Consider the following 25,001-nt stretch of genomic DNA (forward strand, 5'->3'; position numbering starts at 1 on the left):
TGGGGTGAGGGGGAACAGCGACGAATGGAATAACAGTAAGATGGCATATCTGCCGTGTTACATAGCAAAAGCAAAACGGCCAGCAGATGCTGGCCGTTATCGTAAAGCGCAAAACAGACTTATTTTTTCTTGGCGTACTTCAGGGAGTCCAGCGCTACCGCGAAGATGATAATGCTACCCTTGATGATGTACTGCCAGTAAGGGTTCACGCCTATATAGGTCAGGCCGTAGTTGATGACGGTAAAGATGATCACCCCAGTCACCACGCCCAGCACCGTACCTACCCCACCGGCGAACGACACTCCACCGACCACACAGGCCGCGATAGCATCCAGTTCATACATAAAGCCGAGGTTGTTGGTGGCGCTACCGATACGGCCCGCTTCCAGTAAACCGCCAAAGGCATAGAACACCCCGGACAGCGCATAAATCATGATCAGGTTCAGCGGGACGTTGACGCCAGAGACTTTCGCCGCTTCCGGGTTACCACCGATGGCGAAGATATTCTTGCCGAAGCGGGTTTTATTCCACAGCACCCAGACAAAGGCGATCGCAATAATGGCGTAGAAGGTGATATATGACAGCTTGAAGTCACCGAATCGCAAGAACCCTTGGGCAAAGGTGGAGAATTTCGGATCGAAACCGGCCACCGGTGAAGCCCCCACGTAATCGTAATACAGGGAGTTAATCCCATAAACGATGATCATGGTACCCAACGTGGTGATAAACGGCGTCACGTTGAGATAGGCAATAATCAAGCCGTTGACCAGGCCAATCACCGCGCCAACGGCGCAAACCAGCAAGATCACCAGCGGGATCGACCAGGTTTCCATATGCGGGAACACTTTGTTGACGTTATCCATCGATTGCAGCAGGGTCGCGGCAATTACCGCTGCCAACCCTACCTGACGCCCGGCGGAAAGGTCTGTCCCCTGCGTAACGATCAGCCCGGCCACGCCCAGCGCAATGATAATACGCACCGAGGATTGGGTCAGGATATTACTCAGGTTCATCAGGCTTAAAAAGGTTGGGTCCTGGATAATAATAATCGCCAGTAACACCAACAGGACCAGATAAATGCCACCCTCTTTAAAATAGGTGAACAAGGTTTTTTTATTCAGTGCGCTCATAATTACGATCCTTAAAGATGCAAGGAGGCTAGCCGCAATATTTCATTTTGCGAGGTCTGTTTGGTATTCACAATGCCCGCAACCTGACCATTACTCATCACCAATATTCTGTCGGTAATTCCCAAAAGCTCCGGCATTTCGGAAGAGATTATAATGATCCCCTTGCCCTTCTTCGCCAACTCGGTCATTAACTGGTAAATTTCAAACTTGGCCCCCACGTCGATACCGCGCGTTGGCTCATCCATCATCAGGATTTCCGGCTGTGTCAGTAGCCAGCGGCCAATGATCACCTTTTGCTGATTACCGCCGGAAAGCGAACCGATATTGGTATGGTGGCCCGGCGTTTTCACCCGCATGGCATCGATCACCCATTGGGTGTCGCTTTTCATCCGGTTATTATCCAGCAGGCCCATCTTGTTTTTGTATTGGCGAATATTGGCAATCAACGAGTTAAAGCCAATATTCAGGTAAGCATAAATACCGGTGGAACGACGCTCTTCCGTCACCAGGGCAAAACCGTGGTTGATGGCTTCGTTAGCACTGTTATTGTTGATATTTTTACCGTGCAGCTTGATGGTGCCGGCCACCTTCTCGCGGATGCCAAACAGAGTTTCCACAATGTCGGTGCGCTTGGCGCCCACCAGCCCGGCAATGCCCAGGATCTCCCCCTGATGCAGGTCAAAGGAGATATCGCGGATCGAAGGCTGGCGCAAAGAGGTCAGGCCTTTCACCTCTAAAATCACCTCACCCGGCGTATTCTGACGATCGGGGAAACGCTGGCTCAGCGAACGCCCAACCATCATAGAGATAATCTTGTCCATATCCAGCCCTTCCAGCGGCTGGGTGGCGATCCATTGGCCGTCGCGCAGAATGGTGATTTCATCGCATAGCTGGAAGATCTCTTCCATCTTGTGCGAGATATACACGATGCCGCAGCCACGCTCCTTCAGCTTACGGATAATGGTGAACAGATGATTCACCTCCTTCTCGGTCAGAGAAGAGGTTGGCTCATCCATAATCACAATTTTAGCGTTGTAGGAGAACGCCTTGGCAATTTCGATCATCTGCATCTGGGATACCGACAGCGTGCCGACTTTGGCGCGGGGATCGATATCAATATCCAGTTCGTCGAAAATTTCCTTGGTGTCTTTGTACATCTTGTCCTGATCGACAAACAGCCCTTTGGTCGGGTAACGCCCCAGCCACATGTTGTCCATCACGGTACGCTGCAACACCAGGTTCAGTTCTTGATGCACCATCGAAACGCCCTGCTCCAACGCCTCTTTGGAACTTTTGAAATCGACTTCCTGCCCCTGAAACAGAATACTGCCGGAGTCTTTTTTATAAATGCCAAACAGGCATTTTAATAAGGTGGATTTTCCGGCGCCGTTCTCCCCCATTAGTGCATGAATGGAGTTTGGACGTACGCGTAAATTCACTTTGTCTAATGCCTTTACGCCGGGAAACGACTTACTGATATCCGTCATTTCCAGTAGCCACTCACGAGAGTTTTCGGCCATAAATAGTCCTGGCTAATTCTGGAACCAGCACTCTCCCAAGCTGGCTTGCAGCAGTGGAGAATTAACGGGTTCTTCTAATAAGTTCCCCCGCCTAAATACCGGCGGGGGCATTTCTCTCTATCTCGGTTTATTTCACAAACTGAGACAGGTTATCTTTATCTACACCCACGTAAGGAATACGCACGATTTTATCGACGATCTTCCATTGGGTGCCGTCAGCAGCAGGTTTGCCCGCGGCCAGGTTCTTCGCCAGATCGAAGGTCGCCTTTGCCTGATTGTCGGCATCGTTCAGCACGGTACCGGCCATCGCCCCGGATTTCACCATTGCCAGTGCTTCTGGCAGGGCATCGACACCAAAGACCGGAATGCTGCTCTTGTTGTGAGCTTTCAGGGCTTCAACCGCCCCCATGGCCATCGCATCGTTGTTAGCGATTACCACTTCGATCTTGTTGGCGTTAGGGCCAGACAGCCAGGCGTCCATCTTGTCTTTAGCCTGAGCGGTATCCCACATCGCGGTGTCCATCTGCAGCTGCTGAGTCTTATCGCCTTTTTCATTCAGCGTTTTGATCACGTAGGTGGTACGCGCTTCTGCATCCGGATGGCCTGGCTCGCCTTTCAACAGCACATATTGGATCTGACCGTCTTTGTTCAGATCCCAGGCTGGGTTGGCTTTCCAGTGTTTGGCAATCAGTTCACCCTGGATCACGCCAGACTCTTTAGAGTCGGTACCAACGTAATAGGCTTTGTCGTAGCTATCCAACGCCTTGCGGGAAGGCTCTTTGTTGTAGAACACCACCGGGATATCGTTGGCACGTGCCTTGTCAATCACCACCGGAGCGGCGGCAGGGTCCACCAGGTTGATCGCCAGCGCTTTTACGCCTTTGGCAATCAGCACGTCGATCTGGTCATTCTGCTTGGACTGGTCATTCTGCGAGTCATTCATCAGCAGCGTGACATCCGGAGAAGCCTTGGCATCTTTCTCGATCGCCTTACGCACCACCGACATAAAGTTGTCGTCATATTTGTAAATCGTGACGCCAATGCGGGTATCAGCATGCGCAGCTGCGCCAAACATCATGCTTGCGGCCAGCGCGGCCAGGGTGAAAACCTTCTTATTCATTGTCTGTCTCCGGTTTGTAGAGGGTCGTACTCGGTATTAAGCCTTTAGCCACAATGCACACAGTTGGGCGTGGCAGTTTCAAATGAATTTCTGTCATCCGTGTTGCTTGTTATTCCTGTGATGCTGTGTCAGCGCCAGATTAAAAGCTTGGCTGGCAAGAGCCTTTGCGCTGGAAAACGACTAGAGCATAGACGGCACTATGTTAATAATCTGTGAATTTTCTCACAGATTGAAAACGGTTACACAATATTAAATGTTCAGAGAGTGACCGAAGCCTCACTTTGCCACGGTGCTACAGAATGGCGGCGTACCAGCGTCGGCATAAACAGGTGTGAAGCCTGAGGTTCAAGCTGCCCGGCAGCGCCCTTCAGCGCCAGCTCGGTAGCCAGGGTGGCCATTGAAACGATCGGATAACGGATGGTGGTCAGCTTGGGGCTGGTATAGCGGGCAATGGGGATATCATCAAACCCCACCAGCGAGAAATGCTGCGGCACTGTGATACCGTTTTCTTTCAGCACCGCCATCGCACCGGCTGCCATGGCGTCGTTATAGGCGAATACGGCGCTCAGGTGCAGGTTGCGGCCCAGTAGTTCAACCATTGCCGCTTCACCGCCTTGCAGATCCGGTGAGCCGTAAGCCCGCCAGCTATCCGGTGGGGAAAAACCGGCCGCGGCCATCGCCTGGCTATAACCTTGCTGGCGCAGCGGGCCGTCTTCGATGGGGTGATCGGAGCCCAGATAACCGATCCGCTGATGCCCCTGCGAGAGCAGCAAGCGCATGGCAACTTCAGCGCCAAACACATTGTTCAGGCCAACGCAGCGGTGCTCATAGCCCGTTACAATTCTGTTAATTAACACCATGCCCGGGATCTGATCCATAAAGGCGATCAGTTCCGCGTCACCTAACGCTTTTGCATGAACAATCAAGGCATTGCAGCGTTGACGGATCAACACTTCGATGGCATGGCGCTCTTTGTCCGCCTGATGGTAACTGTTGCCGATCAGCAGATATTTGTGGTTTTGCTGCGCCACCGTGTCTACCGCTTTCACTAACGCGCCGAAGAACGGATCGGAGACATCCATCACCACCACGCCCAGCGTTTCACTGCTCTGGGTAGCCAATGCCTGCGCGTTGGCGTTTGGCCGATAACCCAGTTCCGCCACGGCCTTCAGCACCTGCTCGCGGGTCTCTTTGCTGGTCAGGGCACTGTTGTTCAGCACTCGCGAGACGGTAGCGACGGACACACCCGCACGCTTCGCCACATCGCGAATGGTGGTTGAATGCACAGAATTCATGAAACGTCCCGAGGTCGACAGAGTAGACAGTGGCGCTATCCTACCCCGTTTGTCATCCTCCTCAGCGTGAATTACGTCACAGGAAAGAAAACGTTTACATACAATTTTTTAACCTACCTGCGCCAGATCTCATTTTGTCGGCTGACGTAGACTTTCGCCCGCAGCAAGGTAAGTCAGCTTGCGCCATAGCCATTCCATCGGGCCCTGCGCGAAGTAACGCAGCCACAGGGTGGAAAACAGCAGGTTGGCCAGCCACACCAGGGGAACGACCGCCAATAGCTGCAAACGGTCGAGCTGTTGATAGAGGCCAAAACGAAAGAACAGCGTGCTGCAAATCAGGGTTTGTAGCAGGTAATTACTTAGCGCCATCCGCCCAACCTGGGTTAACCAGTGGCTGATACGCAGGCGGGAAAGCGTTGGCCAAAAACCGTAGACCAGAGCCAGGTAGCCAATGGCCTGCAGCGGCGAACCCAACTCACGCGGCACCTGCAGCAGAAAGCCACTCCAGCGATAATCCCAATTCAGCTGCCACTGCAGCAGCACACAGGGCAACTGGATCAGCAATGAAAGCGGTATCAGCCAGGCGGCCTGGCGGCGGTAGTAAGCAGGTGAATAGCTGTTACGCAGCCAACCGCTGCGCATCATGCCTGCACCAAACAGCATCAGCCCGGCCAATTGCCAGCCATACTGCGCACCGATGGCTATCAGGCTGGAAGAGAGCAGATCCAGACGGCTGCGCCAGGCTTCCGGCCCGCCTTGCAGCTTCCAGAACTTCTCATACTGCAATTCGGCCACGCTCGGCTGCCAGAAACTGCCCGGCTCACCGTGAGAGATAAACCCTAGCAGCAGCAACACCGCCACGCCTATCAGATACAGCACCGCCCCCGTTTTCAACAGGGTGAAGGTATTCTGCGCGTCACGGATCATCCTCCAGCACACCAGGCCGATCAGCCCGTAGGCCAGCAGGATGTCCCCATCCCATAAGAAAATGGCGTGCCCCAGGCCAATCAGTACCAACCAGGACAACCGGGCACGGATCCAGACTTTGCCCCGCCGTAATAGCAGTTGCAGACCGGCACCAAACAGCAGCGCGAACATGGCCAGGAACTTGACCTGAGCGAACAGATCCAACAGTGCCCAGGTCCAGACATCGCGTGTGGAGGGCATACCCAGATAGGCGGGGTTGAGATAGGCGGCTTTCGGCAGGCCAAACGCGCTGATATTCAGCAGCAGAATGCCAAGGATGGCGATACCGCGTACGCAGTCCAGCGTAGCAATGCGTGGTAGCGGTGGAATGGGATTTGCGTTCATTTTGTCCCGCGGTGGTTCAGGCCCCCTCACCCTAACCCTCTCCCACAGGGAGAGGGGACCGATCGAGTGTGCTTGAAATTATAGTGATTCACTTGCGATGAGGAGGTTGATTGAGTTTGTATTCTAGTCTAGTAAAAGTAGACACCCCATTAAGCAGCAGCCTCGTATTCATTTGCTGATATGATCCTTTTGCTTCCAAAGAGCAGAGACTATCAGCTCCCTCTCCCTGTGAGAGATCGGTCGGGTTCGCTGATTTTTCTACCTAATACTCTACCCATCTTCACATTCCGAAGCAGCACAGCCTCAACCAAAACGCCGGACAGCTCCCTCTCCCTGTGGGATAGACCCATTAAGCAGCAGCCTCGTATTCATTTGCTGATATGATCCTTTTGCTTCCAAAAGAGCAGAGACTATCAGCTCCCTCTCCCTGTGGGAGATCGGTCGGGTTCGCTGATTTTTCTACGTAATACTATTCCGAAGCAGCACAGCCTCAACCAAAACGCCGGACAGCTCACTCTCCCTGTGGGATAGACCCATTAAGCAGCAGCCTCGTATTCATTTGCTGATATGATCCTTTTGCTTCCAAAGAGCAGAGACTATCAGCTCCCTCTCCCTGTGGGAGAGGGTTGGGGTGAGGGGACGCTATCAACCGTGATGATGACGCACCGCACGCAGGAATTCCTGACGCGTATTCTGGCTGGACTTGAACAGCCCGCCCAGCGACGTGGTGGTGGTAGCACTGGTAGCGTCACGAATACCACGAGCTTTAACGCAGTAATGCACCGCATCGATCGATACCGCCACGTTGTTGGTGCCTAACAGCGTTTGCAACGCCACCAGGATCTGCTGAGTCAGCCGCTCCTGTACCTGTGGGCGGCGGGCAAAGAACTGCACGATGCGGTTGATTTTCGACAGGCCAATCACCGAGTCTTTGGGAATATACGCCACGGTGGCTTTACCATCGATGGTGACAAAGTGATGTTCGCAGGTGCTGGTTAAGGTGATATCACGCACCGTCACCATTTCGTCCACTTTCATCTTGTTTTCGATGACGGTGATCTTCGGGAAGTTGGCGTAATCCAGACCGGAGAAGATCTCATCGACATACATTTTCGCAATACGGTGTGGCGTTTCTGCCAGGCTGTCGTCGGACAGATCGAGGTTCAACAGCTGCATGATTTCCGTCATGTGCTCTTTGATACGGCGCTTGCGCGTCTCACGATCCAACACTTCCCCACATAACGGGGTTTCCAGGCCGCGCGCTTCAAGCGCCGCGTGCACCAGTGCAGCTTCATTACTTAACGATGTCATGGCGATGTGTCTCCAGCAGGCGGCCCCGGCAATATCCCCGTGGTCTTGCAAATTGCAGCGGCTGGTTGCTCGCCCCTACAAATCCAGGGAAAGAGCTAACTGCAGCTTGAAAGACGACGGATAGATAACGTGAACCCGATCAATATTTTCCCCCACTCTAGATGAGAGTGAGACGTTTATCCAGTGATTGTGTTTCATCCCAGTATGAAAAATCCGCATCCAGCCCTTAGCAGGCTGGCTGCGGCTATCCCACATTTTTTGTATGTATTTTACTCAAGATAACGTTGGCTTGCTGGCCGTGGCCCGCGCCGGGGTATTGATCACCAGCACACCGGCGATCAGCAGCCCCAGCACCGCTACATACAGCGCGGGTTCCAGGCGATGCGTCAGCGCCGTTGAAACCGCCGAGAGCATCGGGCCCACCAACTGACCGATGGCATAACCCGTGGTCAACAGCCCGGCCATATAGCGTGCGTGATTCGGAGCCAACTCCCTACCGTGCTGGATAGATAGCTGGACCACACTGAGGAACCCACCGCCGGTTAGCATGGCCCCTAATGCCAGGCCGGTAACGCCCGGCACCACTTCGGCACAAAGTACGCCCAGTGCCTGTACCCACAGCGTGATCGCCAAGCGGGTCTGCGTGGTGAGCCGATGCCGGGTTGCAATCCCGATGATAATCCCCAGCACCGCCGCACCGCCAAAAATCGGCCAGACAAACTGGGCGAACAGGCTGTCAGGGAAACGGGCCGCCGCCATCTGTGACAGGAAGGTCGCAGGCAGGATATAGCCAAAACCCGCCAGGCTGTAGCTCCACACCAAACGCTTCAATGCCGGGGTGAGCACCAACGGCTCAGGCTTCACATCGGGGCGATGCAACTCCCCTGCCCTTGGCAAGTTAATGCTGATCGCGGCAATTAACACCAACGCCAATGCACCATACACCAGCCAGGCCTGCGAAGCGCTCAAGCCCCAGCTGTTGATCGCCACCGCCAGCATGCCGCTGATGAATATCCCGGCCCCAGGCCCGGCAAAGACTGCAGCACTCAACGCGGGACGGCCATAATGCGCCAACCGCTCGTTAGTCCAGGCCGCCACCAGCACCATCGACCAACCGCTTGCCCAACCAATCGCAAAGCGCACTGCACCATGCAGCCACTCGCCCGACACCAAGGCAGACAACAGCGTCAGCGCCACCGCGCCCCACACGCCAAGCCACAGACGGCGCTCCACATGGCGGCTGGCACGCATCGCATCATAGGCACCGCACAGGTAGCCCAGGTAGTTCAACGCCGCCACCAGCCCGGCCCCGGTCAGGGTGAACTGGTGCTCGGCAATCATCAACGGCACCTGCGGGGTAAAGGCAAACCGGCCAATCCCCATCGCCACGATCAAAGCAATAAAACCACTCAAGGCTATTTTTAGCGCCATCGCTGTATCCAACCTGTTAAAAGAAAGTTGCGGCTAGCATGCCGCAGTATTACACTCACAAAAACTGAATAATACTCATCAAGTTCATCACGAAAAGAGAAGGTTATGGATCTCACCCAACTGCGCATGTTCTGCTGCGTGGCCGAAACCGGCTCCGTCGCCCGTGCCGCCGAGCAATTGCACCGCGTGCCGTCAAACCTGACCACGCGCCTGCGTCAGCTCGAGCAGGAACTGGGCACCGATCTGTTTATCCGTGAGAAACAGCGTCTGCGCCTATCGCCGATGGGCCATAATTTTCTCTGCTACGCCCACCGCATTCTGGCGCTCAGTGAAGAAGCCATGAGCATCACCCATGCCGGGGAACCGGCCGGTAACTTTGCGCTTGGCTCGATGGAAAGCACCGCCGCCACCCGGCTACCTACCTTGCTGGCAGCTTATCATCAGCGATTCCCGCAGGTTTCCCTTTCGCTGGCTACCGGCACCTCAGGAGAAATCATCGAGCGTGTACGCGCAGGAACCCTGGCCGCCGCCTTGGTAGATGGCCCGTTGCAACATGATGAACTGAACGGCTGCATTGCTTTCCCCGAACGTATGGTGGTGATCACCTGCCTGGATCATCCGCCCATTCACAGCGCCCAGGATGTCAAAGGGGAAACCCTGTTTGCCTTCCGCGCCAGCTGCTCTTATCGCCTGCGCCTGGAGTCCTGGTTCAAGCGTGACGGTTCATTGCCAGGCACCATCATGGAGATCCAGTCTTATCACTCCATGCTGGCCTGCGTGGCCAGCGGTGCCGGGCTGGCGATGATCCCGTATTCGGTGCTCAACCTGCTGCCCGGCTACAAGCGGGTCAAAGTTCATGCACTCCCAGCCGACATTGCCGAAACCGCCACCTGGCTGTTATGGCGGCGTGATGCGTTTGGGCCAAACGTCCGCGCGTTAAAACAACTGATTATAGAACAGGCTGAAAGTTCGGAGGTGGATGCCGCGTCCATCCTCCTGACAGAGTAGCCAAAATCTGCACCACTAGAATTTAATGAGGAGAGAATCATGGAATTTATCAAAACCCGTGCTGCCGTAGCTTGGGGACCGAACCAGCCGCTGAAGATTGAAGAAGTCGATCTGATGCCGCCACAGAAAGGTGAAGTACTGGTGCGCATCGTCGCTACCGGCGTTTGCCATACCGATGCCTATACCCTGTCAGGCAAGGATCCAGAAGGCGTGTTCCCGGCGATTTTGGGCCATGAAGGCGGTGGCATAGTCGAAGCTATTGGTGAAGGCGTGACCAGCGTGGCCGTTGGCGACCACGTGATCCCGCTGTATACCCCAGAATGCGGCGAGTGCAAATTCTGTAAATCCGGCAAAACCAACCTGTGTCAGGCCATCCGCGCCACCCAGGGCAAGGGTCTGATGCCAGACGGCACCACCCGTTTCTTTAAAGACGGCAAGCCGATTTTCCACTACATGGGCACCTCCACCTTTGCTGAACGCACCGTAGTACCAGAAATCTCACTGGCAAAAATCAGCAAAGAAGCGCCGTTGGAAGAAGTTTGTCTGCTTGGCTGTGGCGTCACCACCGGCATGGGTGCGGTGATCAACACCGCCAAGGTCAAGGCTGGCGATACCGTGGCTATCTTCGGCCTGGGCGGCATCGGGCTGTCGGCGATTATCGGCGCTCAGATGGCCGGTGCCAGCCGCATCATCGGCATCGATCTCAACACCAGCAAGTTCGAGCTGGCTCGCAAGCTGGGCGCGACCGATCTGATCAATCCAAAAGATTACGATAAACCTATCCAGGACGTGATCGTCGAGCTGACCGACGGCGGCGTCGACTTCTCCTTTGAATGTATCGGCAACGTCAACGTGATGCGTTCGGCGCTGGAGTGCTGCCACAAGGGCTGGGGTGAGTCGGTCATTATCGGCGTTGCCGGTGCCGGTGAAGAGATCGCGACCCGTCCATTCCAACTGGTGACTGGCCGCGTCTGGCGCGGTTCCGCCTTTGGTGGCGTGAAAGGCCGCAGCCAACTGCCGGGGATCGTGCAGCGTTATCTGGACGGCGAATTCGCGCTGAACGACTTTATCACTCATACCATGGGGCTGGAGCAGATCAACGAAGCGTTCGATCTGATGCATGAAGGCAAATCGATCCGTTCCGTGATCCATTTCGATAAATAAGCCAGGAGGCAGAGGATGACGATGTCATTAGAACTTCTCGAAGAGCACCGCATGTTCGGTGGTTGGCAACAACGTTACCGTCACGCGGCGCAGAGCCTGAATTGCAACATGACGTTCAGTATCTATCTGCCACCACCGCGCGACGATAACCCGCCGCCGGTGCTGTATTGGCTGTCGGGTCTGACCTGCAATGATGAAAACTTCACGTTGAAGGCCGGTGCCCAGCGCGTTGCCGCAGAATTAGGGTTGGTGCTGGTGATGGCGGATACCAGCCCGCGCGGCGATGAGGTGCCAAATGACGAAGGTTACGATCTGGGCCAGGGGGCGGGGTTCTACCTCAATGCCACTCAGGCACCTTGGGATCAACACTTTCGCATGTATGACTACATTAGCGATGAACTGCCAGCGCTGATTAGGCAGCATTTCAGCGTCAGCGATCGGCAATCCATTGCGGGCCACTCGATGGGCGGCCATGGGGCGTTAATGATGGCAATGCGTAACCCGCAGCGTTTTCGTTCGGCATCGGCCTTTGCGCCGATCGTCAACCCTTGCCAGGTGCCTTGGGGCCGTAAAGCCTTTGCGGCCTATCTGGGGGATGACGAAACGCAGTGGCTGCAATATGACAGTTGCCATTTGCTGGCCAGCGGGGCGGAACCGTTGCCGATGTTGATCGATCAGGGAGATGGGGATCAGTTTCTGGCAGATCAGCTGCAACCGGCCAAGCTGGCGGAGTTGGCACGCCAGCGCGACTGGCCGTTAACCCTGCGCATTCAGCCGGGTTACGACCACAGCTACTTCACCATCGCTACCTTTATCGAAGATCATCTGCGTTTTCATGCCGAGCATCTGTTTAAATAGTCGATAACCCCCTCACCCTAACCCTCTCCCTCAAGGGAGAGGGGACCGATCGAGCTCGCTGTTTTTTTTGTGTAATACTCTGACTTTCGTTTTACTTACCACATCATACTTACCGAAGCAGAACGATCCCACCAAAGGCTCCGGGCAGCTACCTTTCCCCTCAAGGGGACCGATCGAGCTCGCTGTTTTTTCTGTGTAATACTCTGACTTTCGTTTTACTTACCAAACACTTACCGAAGCAGAACGATCCCACCAAAGGCTCCGGGCAGCTCCCTCGCCCCTCAAGGGGACCGATCGAGTGAGTTTGAAAATGCAGTGACGCGCCTTCGATGAAGGAGTGATCGAATTTGCTGAGATAGCCTCTTTAACTTCCAAAAGAGCAGGGACTTTCAGCTCCCTCTCCCTGTGGGAGAGGGTTGGGGTGAGGGGCTACCCCTTCAGCTTCGGATCCAACGCATCACGTAACCCATCGCCCAATAGGTTAAACGCCAGCACGGTAAAAAAGATTGCCAGGCTGGGGAAAATCGCCACATGCGGGGCAATCACCATATCCGCTCGCGCTTCATTGAGCATCGCCCCCCATTCCGGCGTTGGCGGCTGCGCCCCCAAACCCAAGAACGACAGGCTGGCTGCGGTAATGATTGAAGTCCCGATACGCATGGTGAAATAGACCACGATCGACGAGATGGTGCCCGGCAAGATATGCCGCAGGATGATGGTCCAGTCCGAAGCCCCGATGCTACGCGCCGATTCAATGTAGGTCAGGTGCTTCAGCACCAGAGTATTGCCACGCACCAGGCGTGCAAACGCCGGAATGCTGAAGATGGCCACGGCGACAATCACGTTTGCCATGCCGCTGCCCATGATCGCCACCACGCCAATCGCCAGCAGAATGCCGGGGAAGGCAAACAGCACGTCGCTGATACGCATCACGATGCGATCCCACCAGCCTTCGTAATAGCCCGCCAAGAGCCCGAGCACCGTGCCAATCACGCTGCCAACCAGAACCGAGAACACCCCGGCGGCCAAAGAGATCCGCGCGCCCATCAGAATACGGCTGAAAATATCCCGGCCCAGCGAATCCACCCCGAGCCAGTGCACCAGCGAAGGCCCTTCATTGAGCCGATCGTAATCAAAGAAGTTTTCCGCATCAAAAGGCACCAGATGCGGTGCCAGCAGCGCAGCGGCCACCAGCAGCAACACAAACACGCCAGCCACCATCGCGACCTGCTGGCGACGAAAGCGCCGCCAGAACTCATGCCAAGGCGTACGCACCGCGTTGGGATTAATCACCGGCATTGCCTTGAGCGCGGCATTACGCCGCCAATACTTCATCATACGGCCTGCCTATTGGTAACGAATCGAAGGGTTGATTGCCGCATACAGCATATCCACCAACAGATTAATCAGAATAAATTCCAGCGAGAACAGCAGCACTTCGGCCTGGATCACCGGGTAATCGCGCATTTCAACCGAATCCACCAGCAAGCGCCCCAACCCCGGCCAGTTAAACACCTTCTCGACCACGATCGAGCCGCCCAGCAGGAAACCAAACTGTAGGCCCATCATGGTGATAACCGGGATCATGGCGTTGCGTAGCCCGTGTTTGACGACAACCAGTGACTCCGGCACGCCCTTGGCACGGGCGGTGCGCATGTAATCTTCCTGCATCACCTCAACGAACGAGGCGCGGGTGAAGCGTGCCATCACCGCCGCTACCGCAGCGCCAAGCGTGATTGAAGGCAGGATGTAATGCTGCCAGGTTTGCGCTCCAACCGTCGGCAACCAACCGAGATTGACCGAGAACACCTGCATCAGCAGCATCCCCAACGCAAAGGCCGGGAAAGAGATGCCCGAGACGGCCAGCGTCATCCCCAGCCGGTCCGGCCAGCGGTTGCGCCACACGGCGGAAATCATGCCGATCGCCATGCCAAAAATCACCGCCCATACCATGCTGGTGATGGTCAGCCAGAAGGTTGGCATAAAGCGCGAGGCGATCTCTTCACTGACCGGGCGTTTGGACACCATCGACGTGCCGAAATCACCCTGCAAAATATTGACAAAGAAATGCACAAACTGCTGCGGCAACGGCTTGTCCAGCCCCAGATCCTGGCGCACCAACTGGACGACGGCTTCGTCGGCCTCCGGCCCCGCGGCCAACCGCGCCGGATCGCCCGGCAGCATATGGACGAACAAAAACACCAGCACTGCCACGATCAGCAGCGTCGGGATCAGGCCCAGCAGACGTTTTAGAAAATAATTAAGCATTCCCCTCACCCTAACCCTCTCCCACAGGGAGAGGGGACAGAATGTGCTACTGATTAAGTTCCGTTGTTAACCTCACCATCGGAACGGTGCCATAAATTAACGTCTGTATCTGCTCACAACACCCATCTGCTCCCTCTCCCTGTGGGAGAGAGTTGGGGTGAGGGCTTATTTCAAATCCGCGTTATCAAAGTTAAACGAGGTGTCCGGCATCACGTAGAAACCGCTCAGCTGTTTGTTGTTGGCAGACAGCAGGCGCTCGGTCACCAGGAAAATCCATGGCGCATCGGCCCAAATGCGATCCTGGGCATCTTTGTATAGCGCCTGCTTCTGGTCACGATCGGTGGTGGCCAACGCTTCGGCCAGATCCTTGTCCACCTGCGGGTTGCTGTAGAACGCGGTATTGAACTGCTTAGGCGGTGCAGATTGGGTGGCGAACAGCGGCGTCAGCGCCCAGTCGGCTTCCCCAGTTGAGGCAGACCAGCCGGTATAGAACATGCGCACACCGGTATCCTTCACACCTACGCTCTCTACTTGCGCCGCACGCTGGCCCGCATCCATCGCGGTGACGGTCACTTTGACCCCAACCTGCGCCAGCTGCTGCTGAGCAAACTGCAACACTTTCTGCGCGGTGCTGTGGTTATGGGAAGACCACAATGTGGTAGTAAACCCGTCCGGATAGCCCGCTTCTTTCAGCAGCTCACGCGCCTTGGCCGGATCGTATGGCCAAGCGTTGTAGAGGGTGGCAAAATCAATGGCCGGAGGCACCGGGCCTTGCGCCGGAACGGCAAACCCAGAGAACGCCACCTTAATCAGCGCGTCCTTGTTGATCGCATAGTTCAGCGCCTGGCGCACCTTCGGGTTATCGAACGGTTTCTGCGTCACGTTCATGCTGATGTAGCGTTGCAGGATCGACGGCGCGGCCACCAGATCCAGCTTGCTGTTTTTCTCCAGTACCTTGGCTTGCTCATAAGGGATTGGGAAGGCAAAGGTCGCTTCGCCGGTTTGCAGCATCGCCGCACGGGTGTTGTTGTCCACTACCGGCCGCCAGGTGATGCTGTCCAGCTTCGGTAAGCCCGCTTTCCAGTAGCCGTCGAATTTCTTCACTTTCACATAGTCGGTCTGGTTCCAGGTTTCGAACTGGTAAGGGCCGGTACCCACCGGATGGAAACCAATCTCCTTGCCATACTGCTTGAGGGCCGCCGGGGAAATCATCGCCGCCGCCGGGTGCGCCAGGTTGTTGATAAACGCCGAGAATGGCGCTTTCAGCACGATCTTGACCGTGGTGGGATCGACTACTTCGGTCTTATCGATCATCTTGAACAGGTTGTAGCGTTTCAGGCGATTATCCGGGTTACTGGCGCGATCCAGGTTAACCTTGACCGCTTCGGCATCGAACGCGCTGCCGTCGTGGAATTTAACCCCCGGCTGGAGTTTGATGGTGTAGGTCAGACCGTCTTTGCTGACGTCGTAACTGTCCGCCAATACGTTCACCAGCTTCATATCCTTATCAAAGCCAAACAGCCCCTGATAGAAGGATTTGGCGACCGCCTGCGACAAGGTGTCGTTGGCATCGTACGGGTCGAGCGTGGTGAAGTTGGACGCTACGGCAATCACCGCATCCTTGGCAGCCCAAGCCGGGCCAGCAGCGGCAGCCAGCAGTACGGCGGCCAAAACATTACGCTTGAATGTGTGCTTAGTCATATTGCTTAACTCTCCTGAGGCAAGGCTAAAAAGCACCGGCGATAGGGTGGCGGGCCACAAAGTGCCCTGGCCCTACCTGCACTAAAGGTGCGGTAACGGGTTCATCGTGCAGCCCACGGATCGGGCTGGGTATTTCATCCACCAGCAACGGCTGGCGTTTATGCGCATGGGTTGGATCGGCCACCGGCACGGCGGCCATCAGCTTACGGGTATAGGCGTGCTGCGGGTTTTCGAACACCGCACGGCGTGGGCCGATCTCCACAATCTGGCCCAGGTACATCACCGCTACGCGATGGCAGACGCGTTCCACTACTGCCATATCGTGGGAAATAAACAGAAATGCGATGCCCAATTCACGCTGTAAATCGAGCAGCAGATTGACAATTTGCGCCTGAATCGACACGTCCAGCGCGGAGACCGCCTCATCGGCAATCACCACTTTCGGGTTGAGTGCCAGCGCGCGGGCAATGCAGATACGCTGGCGTTGGCCACCGGAGAACTCATGTGGATAACGCCGCGCATGTTCCGGCTTAAGCCCTACCCGCTCCAATAGCCAGGCGACCCGTTTTTCAGCCTCCGCCCCGCGAGCAACATTGTGCACCAGCAACGGCTCCATGATGGAGAAACCAACGGTGAGCCGTGGATCCAGGGAAGCGTAAGGGTCTTGAAAGATAAACTGAATATCACGGCGTAAATGCTGTAAGGCAGAGCCTTTCAAGCGGTTGATCTGTTGGCCGTTGAAGGTAATGGTGCCGCGTTGGCTGTCTACCAGTTTTAACAGTGAGCGGCCGGTGGTGGATTTGCCACAGCCGGATTCGCCGACCAACCCCAGCGTTTCACCGGGATAGAGGTCGAAGCTGATATTTTCCACCGCATGCACACGGCGCGTGACACGGTTGAGAATGCCGCTGCGCAGATCGAAGCGCGTGACCAGATTTTCTACCTGCAAGATCGGCGAAGCTCCTGCGGGTATGGTGTCTTGCGGCTGATCGTTATCGTCAACGCCAGCTAACGGAAATTTTGCCGGGAAGTCTTTATCTGCCATCGCGCCCAGTTGTGGCACGGCAGCCAACAAGGCCCGAGTATAAGGCTGCTGTGGAGCTGCGAACAACGAGCGTACTTCTCCTTGTTCCACCTTCTCGCCTTGATGCATCACCAGTACCCGATCGGCAATCTCCGCCACCACGCCCATATCGTGGGTAATGAAGATCACCCCCATCTGCATTTCCTGCTGCAACACGCGGATCAGTTGCAGGATTTGCGCCTGAATGGTGACGTCCAGCGCGGTGGTAGGTTCATCGGCAATCAACAGCGCCGGTTTGCACGACAGCGCCATGGCAATCATCACCCGCTGGCGCATCCCGCCAGACAGTTGATGGGGATAGCGGCCAAGGACGTTTTTGGCCTCGGGAATGCGCACCAGATCGAGCATGCGCAGCGCTTCACGTTTGGCGCTGCGGTGATCCATCCCCTGATGCAGACGCAAAGATTCGGCGATCTGCTCCCCCACCGGAAACACCGGGTTGAGCGAGATCATCGGCTCTTGAAAAATCATCGCCATATCGGCGCCGCGCAAGGTGCGCAGGGTGCTCGGTTTCGCCTTGGCCAGATCGAGCACCTGGCCGTTACGCCGGCGAAAATGCATCGCACCGCTGGTCAACTCACCGCCGCCCTGCTCTACCAGTCGCATCAACGCCAGTGAGGTAACCGACTTGCCGGAGCCGGACTCTCCCACGATCGCCAGCGTTTCGCCACGGTCGACGGCGAAGTCCAGATGGCGCACCGCTTCAATGACGTCGCCTTCTTGGCGAAATTGCACGCACAGATCGCTCACCGCCAGTACGCGCTTGGGCGGTAAAATCAGCCCACGTTCTGCCTGTGGCTGGATGGCCGTATCGGTCATTTGCCCTCCCGGCAAGCGTTCAGCGGTAGATACCTACGGAAGGGGCATCGCCGACGTAGCCGAAACCGCGATACATTCCTTCACTGTTAAACGGTAGCGCGACGTTGCCAAAACGATCGATGGCGATCAGCCCACCGCTGCCACCCAGCGCCAACAGTTTTTCCATCACCACTTTATCGCAGGCCTGTTGCAGGGTTAGACCGGCATATTCAATCAGTGCAGAAACGTCGTAGGCCGCGACGGTGCGCATAAATATTTCGCCGGTACCGGTGCTGGAAACCGCCACCGTGGCGTTGTTGGCATAGCAACCGGCGCCAATAATCGGCGTATCGCCAATGCGCCCTGCCGCCTTATTGGTCATGCCGCCGGTTGAGGTGGCCGCAGCCAGGTTGCCCAGAGCATCCAGCGCTACCGCCCCCACGGTGCCAAATTTGCGATCGGGATCCAGTGGGTCACCACTGAGCGCCGCTGCGCCGTCGTGATCGAGCAACACCCGGCCCTGCTCTGCCTGAGCACGGTGCAGTTGGTCAAAACGTTCCTGGGTAAAGAAGAAATCGGGCTCGACCATTTCCAAGCCGTGATTGGCGGCAAATCTTTCTGCCCCTTCCCCACCAAACAGCACATGAGTGCTGTTTTCCAACACCGTACGCGCGGCCAGTACCGGGTTGCGTATCCGGCTGACCCCGGCGACCGCCCCGGCATCACAGGTACGGCCATCCATCACGCAGGCATCCAGCTCATGGGTGCCCTGGTGGGTAAATACCGCACCTTTACCTGCGTTGAACAGCGGGCACTCTTCCAGCAGCCTGACGGCCTCCGTTACCGCGTCCAGCGCGCTGCCGCCTGCGGCCAAAATAGCCTGCCCGGCAGCCACAATGTCGGAAAGCGCCTGGATATAATCTTGTTCCTTCTCTGCACTCAATGCCGTACGGGTAATTGCGCCCGCACCACCATGAATGGCAATCACTGGTTTGCTCATTGACCTGACACCTGTGTCTATCCGCGGCAATTCAAGCAGGTACCGCATGAAAATGGAGAGAGAATTATTATTTCGTGTTTTTCGACTATATTTAGCCCGGCAATCGATGTAAAGCACAAACTCGTCGCCAAGCATTAAGCGTAGCCTGCTTAGACTATTTTGTGCATAGAAAGAGCTAAACGGTATAAAAACAGTGGGTTATCTGACTTTTCATTTACCGCTGACAGATTTAACCCGCCTATTGGCGGCAGCAGGAAATAGGCTGGCTTGGCTCATGTTTAATAAGCGTTATCCCATGCCCCTCTCCGCTATTCCCCGCTTACACCCCAATGAAAAATATTCAGAAACCCGATCCCGGTTGTTGCAGAAATTCCTGCTCCTCAAACGTAGATTCCCGGCCTAATATCTCGTTACGATGGGGATAACGTCCAAAACGATCGATTATGGCTTTATGCCGTATTTCAAATTCCAACTGGTCACCATTATTTAATTGGCGAAACAGCTCCAACGCCTGCTGGTGGATCAAGGCGGATTCGGAATGCATAAACGGCAAATAGAGGAAGCCACGCTGCTCAACCGTCAGGTTTTCACATAACCCCGTGGCGATCGCTTCCTGAGCCAGCACCAGCGCCATTCCGTCACTAGCAAAGGAGCGTGGCGTGTTGCGGAAAAGATTACGGCTGAACTGATCGAGCACGATGATTTCCGCCAGTCTGCCGGTGATGGTTGCACGCCAATGCGCCAGTTCTCCCTGGGACGCCGCCTGCCACAGTTGGCCAAAGCGGGTGTGCAGCAAACGGTCGAACTCATCGTCCTTTTTAAACCACATGACTGGGTCGATCTCTTCGAACCAAAAATCCAGTACGTGCTGATGCATGGCTGTCTCCTATAGGTGATTACCTGGGGCCGCAGGCATTTCTCCCCTTCGGCGTTATCTGCCATAATAGCGAAAAATTCGCGCACGCCGATTACGGAGTTTTGTTTATGGATCACTGTCATACTTCTGACCTCATTTCTCTTGAGCAGGCACTGGAGAAAATGCTCTCCCAGATCGCGCCACTGCAACAGAGCGAATCTATCGCCTTGACCAGCGCAGCCGGGCGCATTACCGCCACTCCGGTGGTCTCCCCTATCGATGTCCCGCCCTTCGCCAACTCGGCGATGGACGGCTACGCGGTACGTCTAAGTGACCTGAACGGCACCTCTCCGTTACCTGTAGCAGGTAAAGCCTTTGCCGGGGCTCCGTTTACGGATGCCTGGCCTGCCAACACCTGCGTACGCATCATGACCGGAGCGCCAATTCCAGCCGGTGCGGATGCGGTGATCATGCAAGAGCAGGCTGAAGTAACCGAAGCTGGAGTGCGTTTCAACGTCCCGGTAACCACCGGGCAAAATATCCGTTTGGCGGGTGAAGATATCCTGCGCGGGGCGAGCGTGCTGCCCGCCGGGATCACGCTGGGGGCCGCACAGTTGCCGTTACTGGCTTCATTGGGCGTGGCCGATGTGCAGGTGATGCGTAAATTGAAGGTGGCGGTATTCTCTACCGGTGATGAATTGCAGCCGGTCGGCCAGTCGCTGCAAGCCGGGCAGATCTACGACACCAATCGCTTTGCCGTACGCTTGATGCTGGAACAGCTCGGCTGCACGGTGATCGATCTGGGGATTATTCGTGATAATCAGGAAGCATTACGCGCGGCGTTTATCCAGGCGGATAGCGAGGCCGACGTGGTGATCAGCAGCGGCGGCGTTTCCGTTGGTGAAGCCGATTACACCAAGCAGATGCTGGATGAACTGGGTAAAGTCAGCTTCTGGAAGCTGGCCATCAAACCGGGCAAGCCTTTTGCTTTTGGCAAGCTCCAGAACGCCTGGTTCTGTGGCCTGCCTGGCAACCCGGTCTCTGCGGCTTTGACCTTCTATCAGCTGGTGCAACCGCTGCTGGCCAAGCTGGCCGGTCACACCGAATGGCAACTGCCACCGCGCTTGAAAGCTCGCGCCCTGACGCCACTGAAAAAGTCGCCGGGTCGCCTCGATTTCCAGCGCGGCATCTTCACCAGCAATGCCCAAGGCGAGCTGGAAGTGAGCACCACCGGCCATCAGGGTTCCCACGTGTTCAGCTCATTCAGCCAAGGTAACTGCTTTATCGTGCTGGAACGCGAACGCGGCTCGGTGGCCGCCGGCGAGACGGTGGAGATCGAACCTTTCAATGCGTTGTTGAGGAACTGAACATGCTGCCGGAATTAACCGATGCACAAGCGCTGCGCTACAACCGCCAGATCGTACTGCGGGGTTTTGACTTCGAGGGTCAGGAAAAGCTGCAGGCGGCGCACGTGCTGATCGTTGGGCTTGGCGGACTGGGCTGTGCGGCGGCGCCTTATTTGGCTGCCGCTGGCGTCGGCCATCTGACGCTGGTTGATTTCGACACGGTTTCCCTCTCCAATCTCCAGCGCCAGATCCTGCACCGGGATGCGCGTATTGGTATGGCGAAGGTCGAATCCGCACGTCTCGAACTGAGCGCCATCAATCCGCATATCCGTATTGATACTCTCGATACTCAGCTGGATGACGAGCAAATGGCAGCGCAGATTACCGCTTGCGACGTGGTGCTGGACTGTACCGATAACGTGGCGACCCGCGATCTGCTCAACCGCCTGTGCCATGCACAGCGTAAACCGCTGGTATCAGGGGCCGCCATCCGCATGGAAGGCCAGCTCAGTGTCTTCACTTATCAGCCGGAACAGCCTTGTTATCGCTGCCTGAGCAGGCTGTTTGGCGAAAATGCACTGACCTGCGTTGAGGCGGGCGTGATGGCGCCTTTAGTCGGCACCATCGGCACGTTACAGGCGATGGAAGCCATCAAGCTGTTGGCAAACTATGGCCAGCCTTTGGTGGGTAAGTTATTGATGTTTGATGCGATGAGCATGCAGTTTCGCGAGATGAAGCTGCCGAAGGATCCACGGTGTGAGGTGTGTGGTCAAGATGCGGCCCCTCACCCTAACCCTCTCCCACAGGGAGAGGGGACCGATCGAGTTCGTTGATTTTTCTGCGTAATACCTTTCGTTCTCTTACTCATCACGTTCCGAAGCAGTACGGGCTAACCATTCGCTCTGGACTGCTCACTCTCCCTGTGGGAGGGTTGGGGGAACAGATCGAGTTCGTTGATTGCCCTGGGTAAAACCTTGCCTTTCTTGTTTTTACTCCCTACTTTCCGAAGCTGCACGGGCTAATTACCTACTCCGGGCAGCTCCCTCTCCCTGTGGGAGAGGGTTGGGGTGAGGGGCGTGCGGTAAAACTCGAAGGTATTAGTTGATACCCTGGCTACGCAGATAGTCTTCGTAGTTGCCGGTAAAGTCGATCACCTTGCTCGGCGTCATTTCCAGAACGCGTGTAGCCAGCGAGCTAACAAACTCACGGTCGTGGGAAACGAAGATCAGGGTACCTTCATACATTTCCAACGCCATGTTCAGTGACTCGATGGATTCCATATCCATGTGGTTGGTTGGTTCATCCATGATCAGGATGTTCGGGCGCTGCATCATGATCTTGCCGAACAGCATACGGCCCTTCTCACCACCGGACAGCACTTTTACGCGCTTCTTGATATCGTCCTGGCTGAACAACAGGCGGCCAAGAATGCTGCGTACCGCCTGCTCATCGTCCTTTTCCTGCTTCCACTGGCTCATCCAGTCGAACACGCTCAGGGTTTCATCGAACTCGTATTCGTGATCCTGTGCGTAGTAACCGATCTTGGCGTTTTCAGACCATTTCACCGTGCCGTTATCCGGCTGCAGGTCACCCACCAGCGTTTTCAGCAGGGTAGATTTACCGATACCGTTGGCACCCAGGATCGCCACCTTCTCGCCCACTTCAACCATCAGGTTGAGTTTGCTGAACAGCGGGCCGTTGTCGAAACCTTTGGCCAGCGCTTCCACTTCCAGCGCGTTACGGAACAGCTTCTTGTCCTGTTCAAAACGGATGAACGGGTTCTGACGGCTGGAGGCTTTCACCTCTTCCAGCTGGATCTTGTCGATCTGGCGGGCACGAGAGGTAGCCTGCTTGGATTTTGAGGCGTTGGCGCTGAAGCGGCTAACGAAGGACTGCAATTCGTTAATCTGCGCCTTCTTCTTGGCGTTATCAGACATCAGGCGCTCACGAGCCTGGGTAGCCGCCGTCATGTATTCGTCGTAGTTGCCTGGGTAGACACGTAGTTCGCCGTAGTCCAGATCCGCCATGTGAGTACAAACCATGTTCAGGAAGTGACGGTCGTGCGAAATGATGATCATGGTGCTGTTACGTTCGTTCAGCACCTGCTCCAGCCAACGAATGGTATCGATGTCCAGGTTGTTCGTTGGTTCGTCGAGCAGCAGGATTTCCGGATCGGAGAACAGCGCCTGAGCCAACAGGACACGCAGTTTGAAGCCGGGAGCGATCTCGCTCATCGGGCCATAATGCTGTTCTACCGGAATACCTACGCCGAGCAGCAACTCACCGGCACGTGCTTCTGCGGTGTAGCCGTCCATCTCGCCATAGGCTACTTCCAGATCGGCCACTTTATAACCGTCTTCTTCGCTCATCTCCGCCATGGCGTAGATGCGGTCACGCTCTTCCTTCACCGCCCACAGTTCGGTGTGGCCCATGATCACGGTGTCCAGCACGCTGAACTGTTCAAAAGCGAACTGATCCTGGCGCAGTTTACCCAGGCGCTCATTCGGATCCAGGAACACGTTACCGCCGCTCGGTGCCAGATCGCCACCGAGGATTTTCATGAACGTCGATTTACCGCAGCCGTTGGCTCCGATCAGACCATAGCGGTTACCGCCGCCAAATTTGACAGAGATGTTTTCAAACAACGGCTTACTGCCGAACTGCATAGTGATGTTGTTAGTGCTTAACACAGCGCTCGCTCTTAATTTGATAGGGAATGTGATTTGGCGCGCATTATGCCATAACGGCGGTCAGATATCGCGAGGATTTTTGGTTGATATTTGAGCGCAGGTAAACGTTAACCGACATGCGTACAATAACCACACAAATTACAATGTCATTGCGGCGCTTATCTTTGATTATTAGTCTGTCCCTAGCAGAGCAGACTAATCGGGCGCAGCATGCAGCGCCCCTACAAGGTGTAGCTGGTTAAAGAATGTTGCAGGTAAGCTTATATTTATAATTTATCTACTCGAATAATAACTCCGCATCTGCAAAACCATAAAAATAATGATCCAAGGTATTTGAGGTTCCACTGCTGGTAAATTCATTAGCGATACTTTTAATCGCTCCCATGCAGGCAAGCATTGGGCATACGCCCAGACTCACTCTGGATGCTCCCGCATTAAAAAGTTTATTAATATCAGGGCTTCGTGGCATCGTCATGATATTAATGGGGCCTTGAATTTCCTGCTTCAACCGGTTCAATAACAGCAGATCATCAACACCAGGAATGAAAACCATATCAGCACCGGAACCAAGGTAATGATTAGCTCTTTCAACAGTCACCTCGAAGGTGGTTTTATTATTGGCCTCATTCACTAAATAAGTATCGATACGAGCATTAATCCATATTGGGATGTTTGAGTCCGTAGCTGCCTTTCTCGCGGCCACCAGCCGCGCACATTGCTCATCAACGCTGAACAGTCTTGTCGGTCTGATTCCATGGCTGTTATCTTCTATGTTAATGCCGACCACGCCAGCACAGATGACTCTTTGCACGTAAGCATAAACCTCAGCATCATTGATGCCATAGCCAGATTCAATATCCGCTGTAACAGGAATAGATACGGCATCCACTATCGATGATATTTGCTGCAACACCAGATCTGGGCTTATTTTCTGCGCATCTTTAAAACCATGACTGTATGCAATCCCCCCGCTTGTCGTTCCTAAAGCTAAAAATCCCTCTTTGGCGAAAATCTTGGCACTGGCAATATCCCAGGCATTGGCTAACAGAAAGTGACCTTTCTCGTTTAGCATTCTAAAATCTGAGGTTAACCTTAATTGTCTATTCATAG

General features: G+C 55.3%; 20 protein-coding genes. 5 read left to right on the forward strand and 15 right to left on the reverse strand.

Translation table 11 applies throughout. From position 1 onward, the window contains the following. Positions 1-119: 119 nt before the first annotated feature. The 7 genes from mglC to ACX9GU_RS17965 form a co-directional block, all read right to left on the reverse strand. Complete coding sequence (mglC, locus tag ACX9GU_RS17935; RefSeq protein WP_021805061.1) at positions 120-1,130, reverse strand: galactose/methyl galactoside ABC transporter permease MglC; 1,011 nt, start codon at positions 1,128-1,130, stop codon at positions 120-122. A gap of 11 nt (positions 1,131-1,141) precedes the next feature. Next, positions 1,142-2,650 carry a galactose/methyl galactoside ABC transporter ATP-binding protein MglA gene (mglA, locus tag ACX9GU_RS17940; protein ID WP_021180578.1) on the reverse strand — a complete coding sequence of 503 codons (1,509 nt, stop codon included), beginning with the start codon at positions 2,648-2,650 and terminating at the stop codon, positions 1,142-1,144. 127 nt (positions 2,651-2,777) lie between these two features. Then, on the reverse strand, positions 2,778-3,770 hold the full coding sequence (mglB, locus tag ACX9GU_RS17945) for a galactose/glucose ABC transporter substrate-binding protein MglB (protein WP_021180577.1): 993 nt from the start codon (positions 3,768-3,770) through the stop codon (positions 2,778-2,780). Between the two features lie 257 nt (positions 3,771-4,027). Further along, positions 4,028-5,065, reverse strand: coding sequence for an HTH-type transcriptional regulator GalS (gene galS / locus ACX9GU_RS17950; protein WP_021805063.1), 1,038 nt, complete (start codon positions 5,063-5,065; stop codon positions 4,028-4,030). 129 nt (positions 5,066-5,194) lie between these two features. Further along, positions 5,195-6,376 (reverse strand): DUF418 domain-containing protein YeiB, encoded by a 1,182-nt coding sequence (yeiB, locus tag ACX9GU_RS17955; RefSeq protein WP_473192411.1) that lies wholly within the window; start codon positions 6,374-6,376, stop codon positions 5,195-5,197. Positions 6,377-7,021: 645 nt separating this feature from the next. After that, entirely contained in the window at positions 7,022-7,687 is a 666-nt protein-coding gene (folE, locus tag ACX9GU_RS17960) for a GTP cyclohydrolase I FolE (protein WP_021180574.1), read from the reverse strand. Positions 7,688-7,960: 273 nt separating this feature from the next. Next, positions 7,961-9,118: a YbfB/YjiJ family MFS transporter gene (locus tag ACX9GU_RS17965; protein ID WP_218519614.1), complete on the reverse strand. Its 1,158-nt coding sequence runs from the start codon at positions 9,116-9,118 to the stop codon at positions 7,961-7,963. 105 nt (positions 9,119-9,223) lie between these two features. Between ACX9GU_RS17965 and ptrR the strand changes: the two genes are divergently transcribed. From ptrR to fghA, 3 genes are read left to right on the forward strand one after another with little or no spacing between them, the layout of a single operon-like run. Next, positions 9,224-10,126: a putrescine utilization regulator PtrR gene (ptrR, locus tag ACX9GU_RS17970; protein WP_473192412.1), complete on the forward strand. Its 903-nt coding sequence runs from the start codon at positions 9,224-9,226 to the stop codon at positions 10,124-10,126. A 39-nt stretch (positions 10,127-10,165) separates the two neighbouring features. Further along, positions 10,166-11,290 carry an S-(hydroxymethyl)glutathione dehydrogenase/class III alcohol dehydrogenase gene (locus ACX9GU_RS17975; protein WP_024485753.1) on the forward strand — a complete coding sequence of 375 codons (1,125 nt, stop codon included), beginning with the start codon at positions 10,166-10,168 and terminating at the stop codon, positions 11,288-11,290. Between the two features lie 15 nt (positions 11,291-11,305). After that, positions 11,306-12,148, forward strand: a complete 843-nt coding sequence (gene fghA / locus ACX9GU_RS17980) for an S-formylglutathione hydrolase (protein ID WP_115159877.1) — start codon at positions 11,306-11,308, stop codon at positions 12,146-12,148. Positions 12,149-12,577: 429 nt separating this feature from the next. On the opposite strand, the gene gsiD is transcribed toward fghA, so the two are convergent. From gsiD to ACX9GU_RS18010, 6 genes are all read right to left on the reverse strand, one after another. Further along, positions 12,578-13,483 (reverse strand): glutathione ABC transporter permease GsiD, encoded by a 906-nt coding sequence (gene gsiD, locus ACX9GU_RS17985; RefSeq protein ID WP_024485755.1) that lies wholly within the window; start codon positions 13,481-13,483, stop codon positions 12,578-12,580. 12 nt (positions 13,484-13,495) lie between these two features. Next, the gene (gsiC, locus tag ACX9GU_RS17990; protein ID WP_473192413.1) at positions 13,496-14,416 is read right to left on the reverse strand and encodes a glutathione ABC transporter permease GsiC; all 921 of its coding nucleotides are present in this window, start codon (positions 14,414-14,416) and stop codon (positions 13,496-13,498) included. Positions 14,417-14,581: 165 nt separating this feature from the next. Further along, complete coding sequence (gene gsiB, locus ACX9GU_RS17995; protein ID WP_473192414.1) at positions 14,582-16,117, reverse strand: glutathione ABC transporter substrate-binding protein GsiB; 1,536 nt, start codon at positions 16,115-16,117, stop codon at positions 14,582-14,584. A gap of 25 nt (positions 16,118-16,142) precedes the next feature. Continuing rightward, positions 16,143-18,020, reverse strand: coding sequence for a dipeptide ABC transporter ATP-binding protein (locus tag ACX9GU_RS18000; RefSeq protein ID WP_473192415.1), 1,878 nt, complete (start codon positions 18,018-18,020; stop codon positions 16,143-16,145). Between the two features lie 19 nt (positions 18,021-18,039). Then, a complete protein-coding gene (locus ACX9GU_RS18005) occupies positions 18,040-18,999 on the reverse strand; it encodes an isoaspartyl peptidase/L-asparaginase family protein (RefSeq protein ID WP_473192416.1) in 960 nt (319 codons plus the stop codon). A 340-nt stretch (positions 19,000-19,339) separates the two neighbouring features. Beyond that, positions 19,340-19,876, reverse strand: a complete 537-nt coding sequence (locus tag ACX9GU_RS18010) for a DUF924 family protein (RefSeq protein ID WP_473192417.1) — start codon at positions 19,874-19,876, stop codon at positions 19,340-19,342. 107 nt (positions 19,877-19,983) lie between these two features. Here ACX9GU_RS18010 and moeA point away from each other — a divergent pair, with 107 nt between their 5' ends. Both moeA and moeB read left to right on the forward strand, forming a co-directional pair. Continuing rightward, on the forward strand, positions 19,984-21,222 hold the full coding sequence (gene moeA / locus ACX9GU_RS18015) for a molybdopterin molybdotransferase MoeA (RefSeq protein ID WP_473192418.1): 1,239 nt from the start codon (positions 19,984-19,986) through the stop codon (positions 21,220-21,222). Positions 21,223-21,224: 2 nt separating this feature from the next. Next, complete coding sequence (gene moeB, locus ACX9GU_RS18020) at positions 21,225-22,034, forward strand: molybdopterin-synthase adenylyltransferase MoeB (RefSeq protein ID WP_473192419.1); 810 nt, start codon at positions 21,225-21,227, stop codon at positions 22,032-22,034. Positions 22,035-22,298: 264 nt separating this feature from the next. On the opposite strand, the gene ACX9GU_RS18025 is transcribed toward moeB, so the two are convergent. Then, positions 22,299-23,891: an ABC-F family ATPase gene (locus tag ACX9GU_RS18025; RefSeq protein ID WP_074423417.1), complete on the reverse strand. Its 1,593-nt coding sequence runs from the start codon at positions 23,889-23,891 to the stop codon at positions 22,299-22,301. Between the two features lie 277 nt (positions 23,892-24,168). Then, positions 24,169-24,999, reverse strand: a complete 831-nt coding sequence (locus ACX9GU_RS18030) for an isocitrate lyase/PEP mutase family protein (protein ID WP_473192420.1) — start codon at positions 24,997-24,999, stop codon at positions 24,169-24,171. Between the last annotated feature and the right edge of the window lie 2 nt (positions 25,000-25,001).

Source organism: Serratia sp. K1WW1 (genome assembly GCF_055790865.1).

Excerpts from the sequence above, each read along its gene's own strand:
- mglC (WP_021805061.1), bottom strand. The coding sequence starts at position 1,130 with ATGAGCGCACTGAATAAAAAAACCTTGTTCACCTATTTTAAAGAGGGT.
- mglA (WP_021180578.1), bottom strand. The coding sequence starts at position 2,650 with ATGGCCGAAAACTCTCGTGAGTGGCTACTGGAAATGACGGATATCAGT.
- mglB (WP_021180577.1), bottom strand. The coding sequence starts at position 3,770 with ATGAATAAGAAGGTTTTCACCCTGGCCGCGCTGGCCGCAAGCATGATG.
- galS (WP_021805063.1), bottom strand. The coding sequence starts at position 5,065 with ATGAATTCTGTGCATTCAACCACCATTCGCGATGTGGCGAAGCGTGCG.
- yeiB (WP_473192411.1), bottom strand. The coding sequence starts at position 6,376 with ATGAACGCAAATCCCATTCCACCGCTACCACGCATTGCTACGCTGGAC.
- folE (WP_021180574.1), bottom strand. The coding sequence starts at position 7,687 with ATGACATCGTTAAGTAATGAAGCTGCACTGGTGCACGCGGCGCTTGAA.
- ACX9GU_RS17965 (WP_218519614.1), bottom strand. The coding sequence starts at position 9,118 with ATGGCGCTAAAAATAGCCTTGAGTGGTTTTATTGCTTTGATCGTGGCG.
- ptrR (WP_473192412.1), top strand. The coding sequence starts at position 9,224 with ATGGATCTCACCCAACTGCGCATGTTCTGCTGCGTGGCCGAAACCGGC.
- ACX9GU_RS17975 (WP_024485753.1), top strand. The coding sequence starts at position 10,166 with ATGGAATTTATCAAAACCCGTGCTGCCGTAGCTTGGGGACCGAACCAG.
- fghA (WP_115159877.1), top strand. The coding sequence starts at position 11,306 with ATGACGATGTCATTAGAACTTCTCGAAGAGCACCGCATGTTCGGTGGT.
- gsiD (WP_024485755.1), bottom strand. The coding sequence starts at position 13,483 with ATGAAGTATTGGCGGCGTAATGCCGCGCTCAAGGCAATGCCGGTGATT.
- gsiC (WP_473192413.1), bottom strand. The coding sequence starts at position 14,416 with ATGCTTAATTATTTTCTAAAACGTCTGCTGGGCCTGATCCCGACGCTG.
- gsiB (WP_473192414.1), bottom strand. The coding sequence starts at position 16,117 with ATGACTAAGCACACATTCAAGCGTAATGTTTTGGCCGCCGTACTGCTG.
- ACX9GU_RS18000 (WP_473192415.1), bottom strand. The coding sequence starts at position 18,020 with ATGACCGATACGGCCATCCAGCCACAGGCAGAACGTGGGCTGATTTTA.
- ACX9GU_RS18005 (WP_473192416.1), bottom strand. The coding sequence starts at position 18,999 with ATGAGCAAACCAGTGATTGCCATTCATGGTGGTGCGGGCGCAATTACC.
- ACX9GU_RS18010 (WP_473192417.1), bottom strand. The coding sequence starts at position 19,876 with ATGCATCAGCACGTACTGGATTTTTGGTTCGAAGAGATCGACCCAGTC.
- moeA (WP_473192418.1), top strand. The coding sequence starts at position 19,984 with ATGGATCACTGTCATACTTCTGACCTCATTTCTCTTGAGCAGGCACTG.
- moeB (WP_473192419.1), top strand. The coding sequence starts at position 21,225 with ATGCTGCCGGAATTAACCGATGCACAAGCGCTGCGCTACAACCGCCAG.
- ACX9GU_RS18030 (WP_473192420.1), bottom strand. The coding sequence starts at position 24,999 with ATGAATAGACAATTAAGGTTAACCTCAGATTTTAGAATGCTAAACGAG.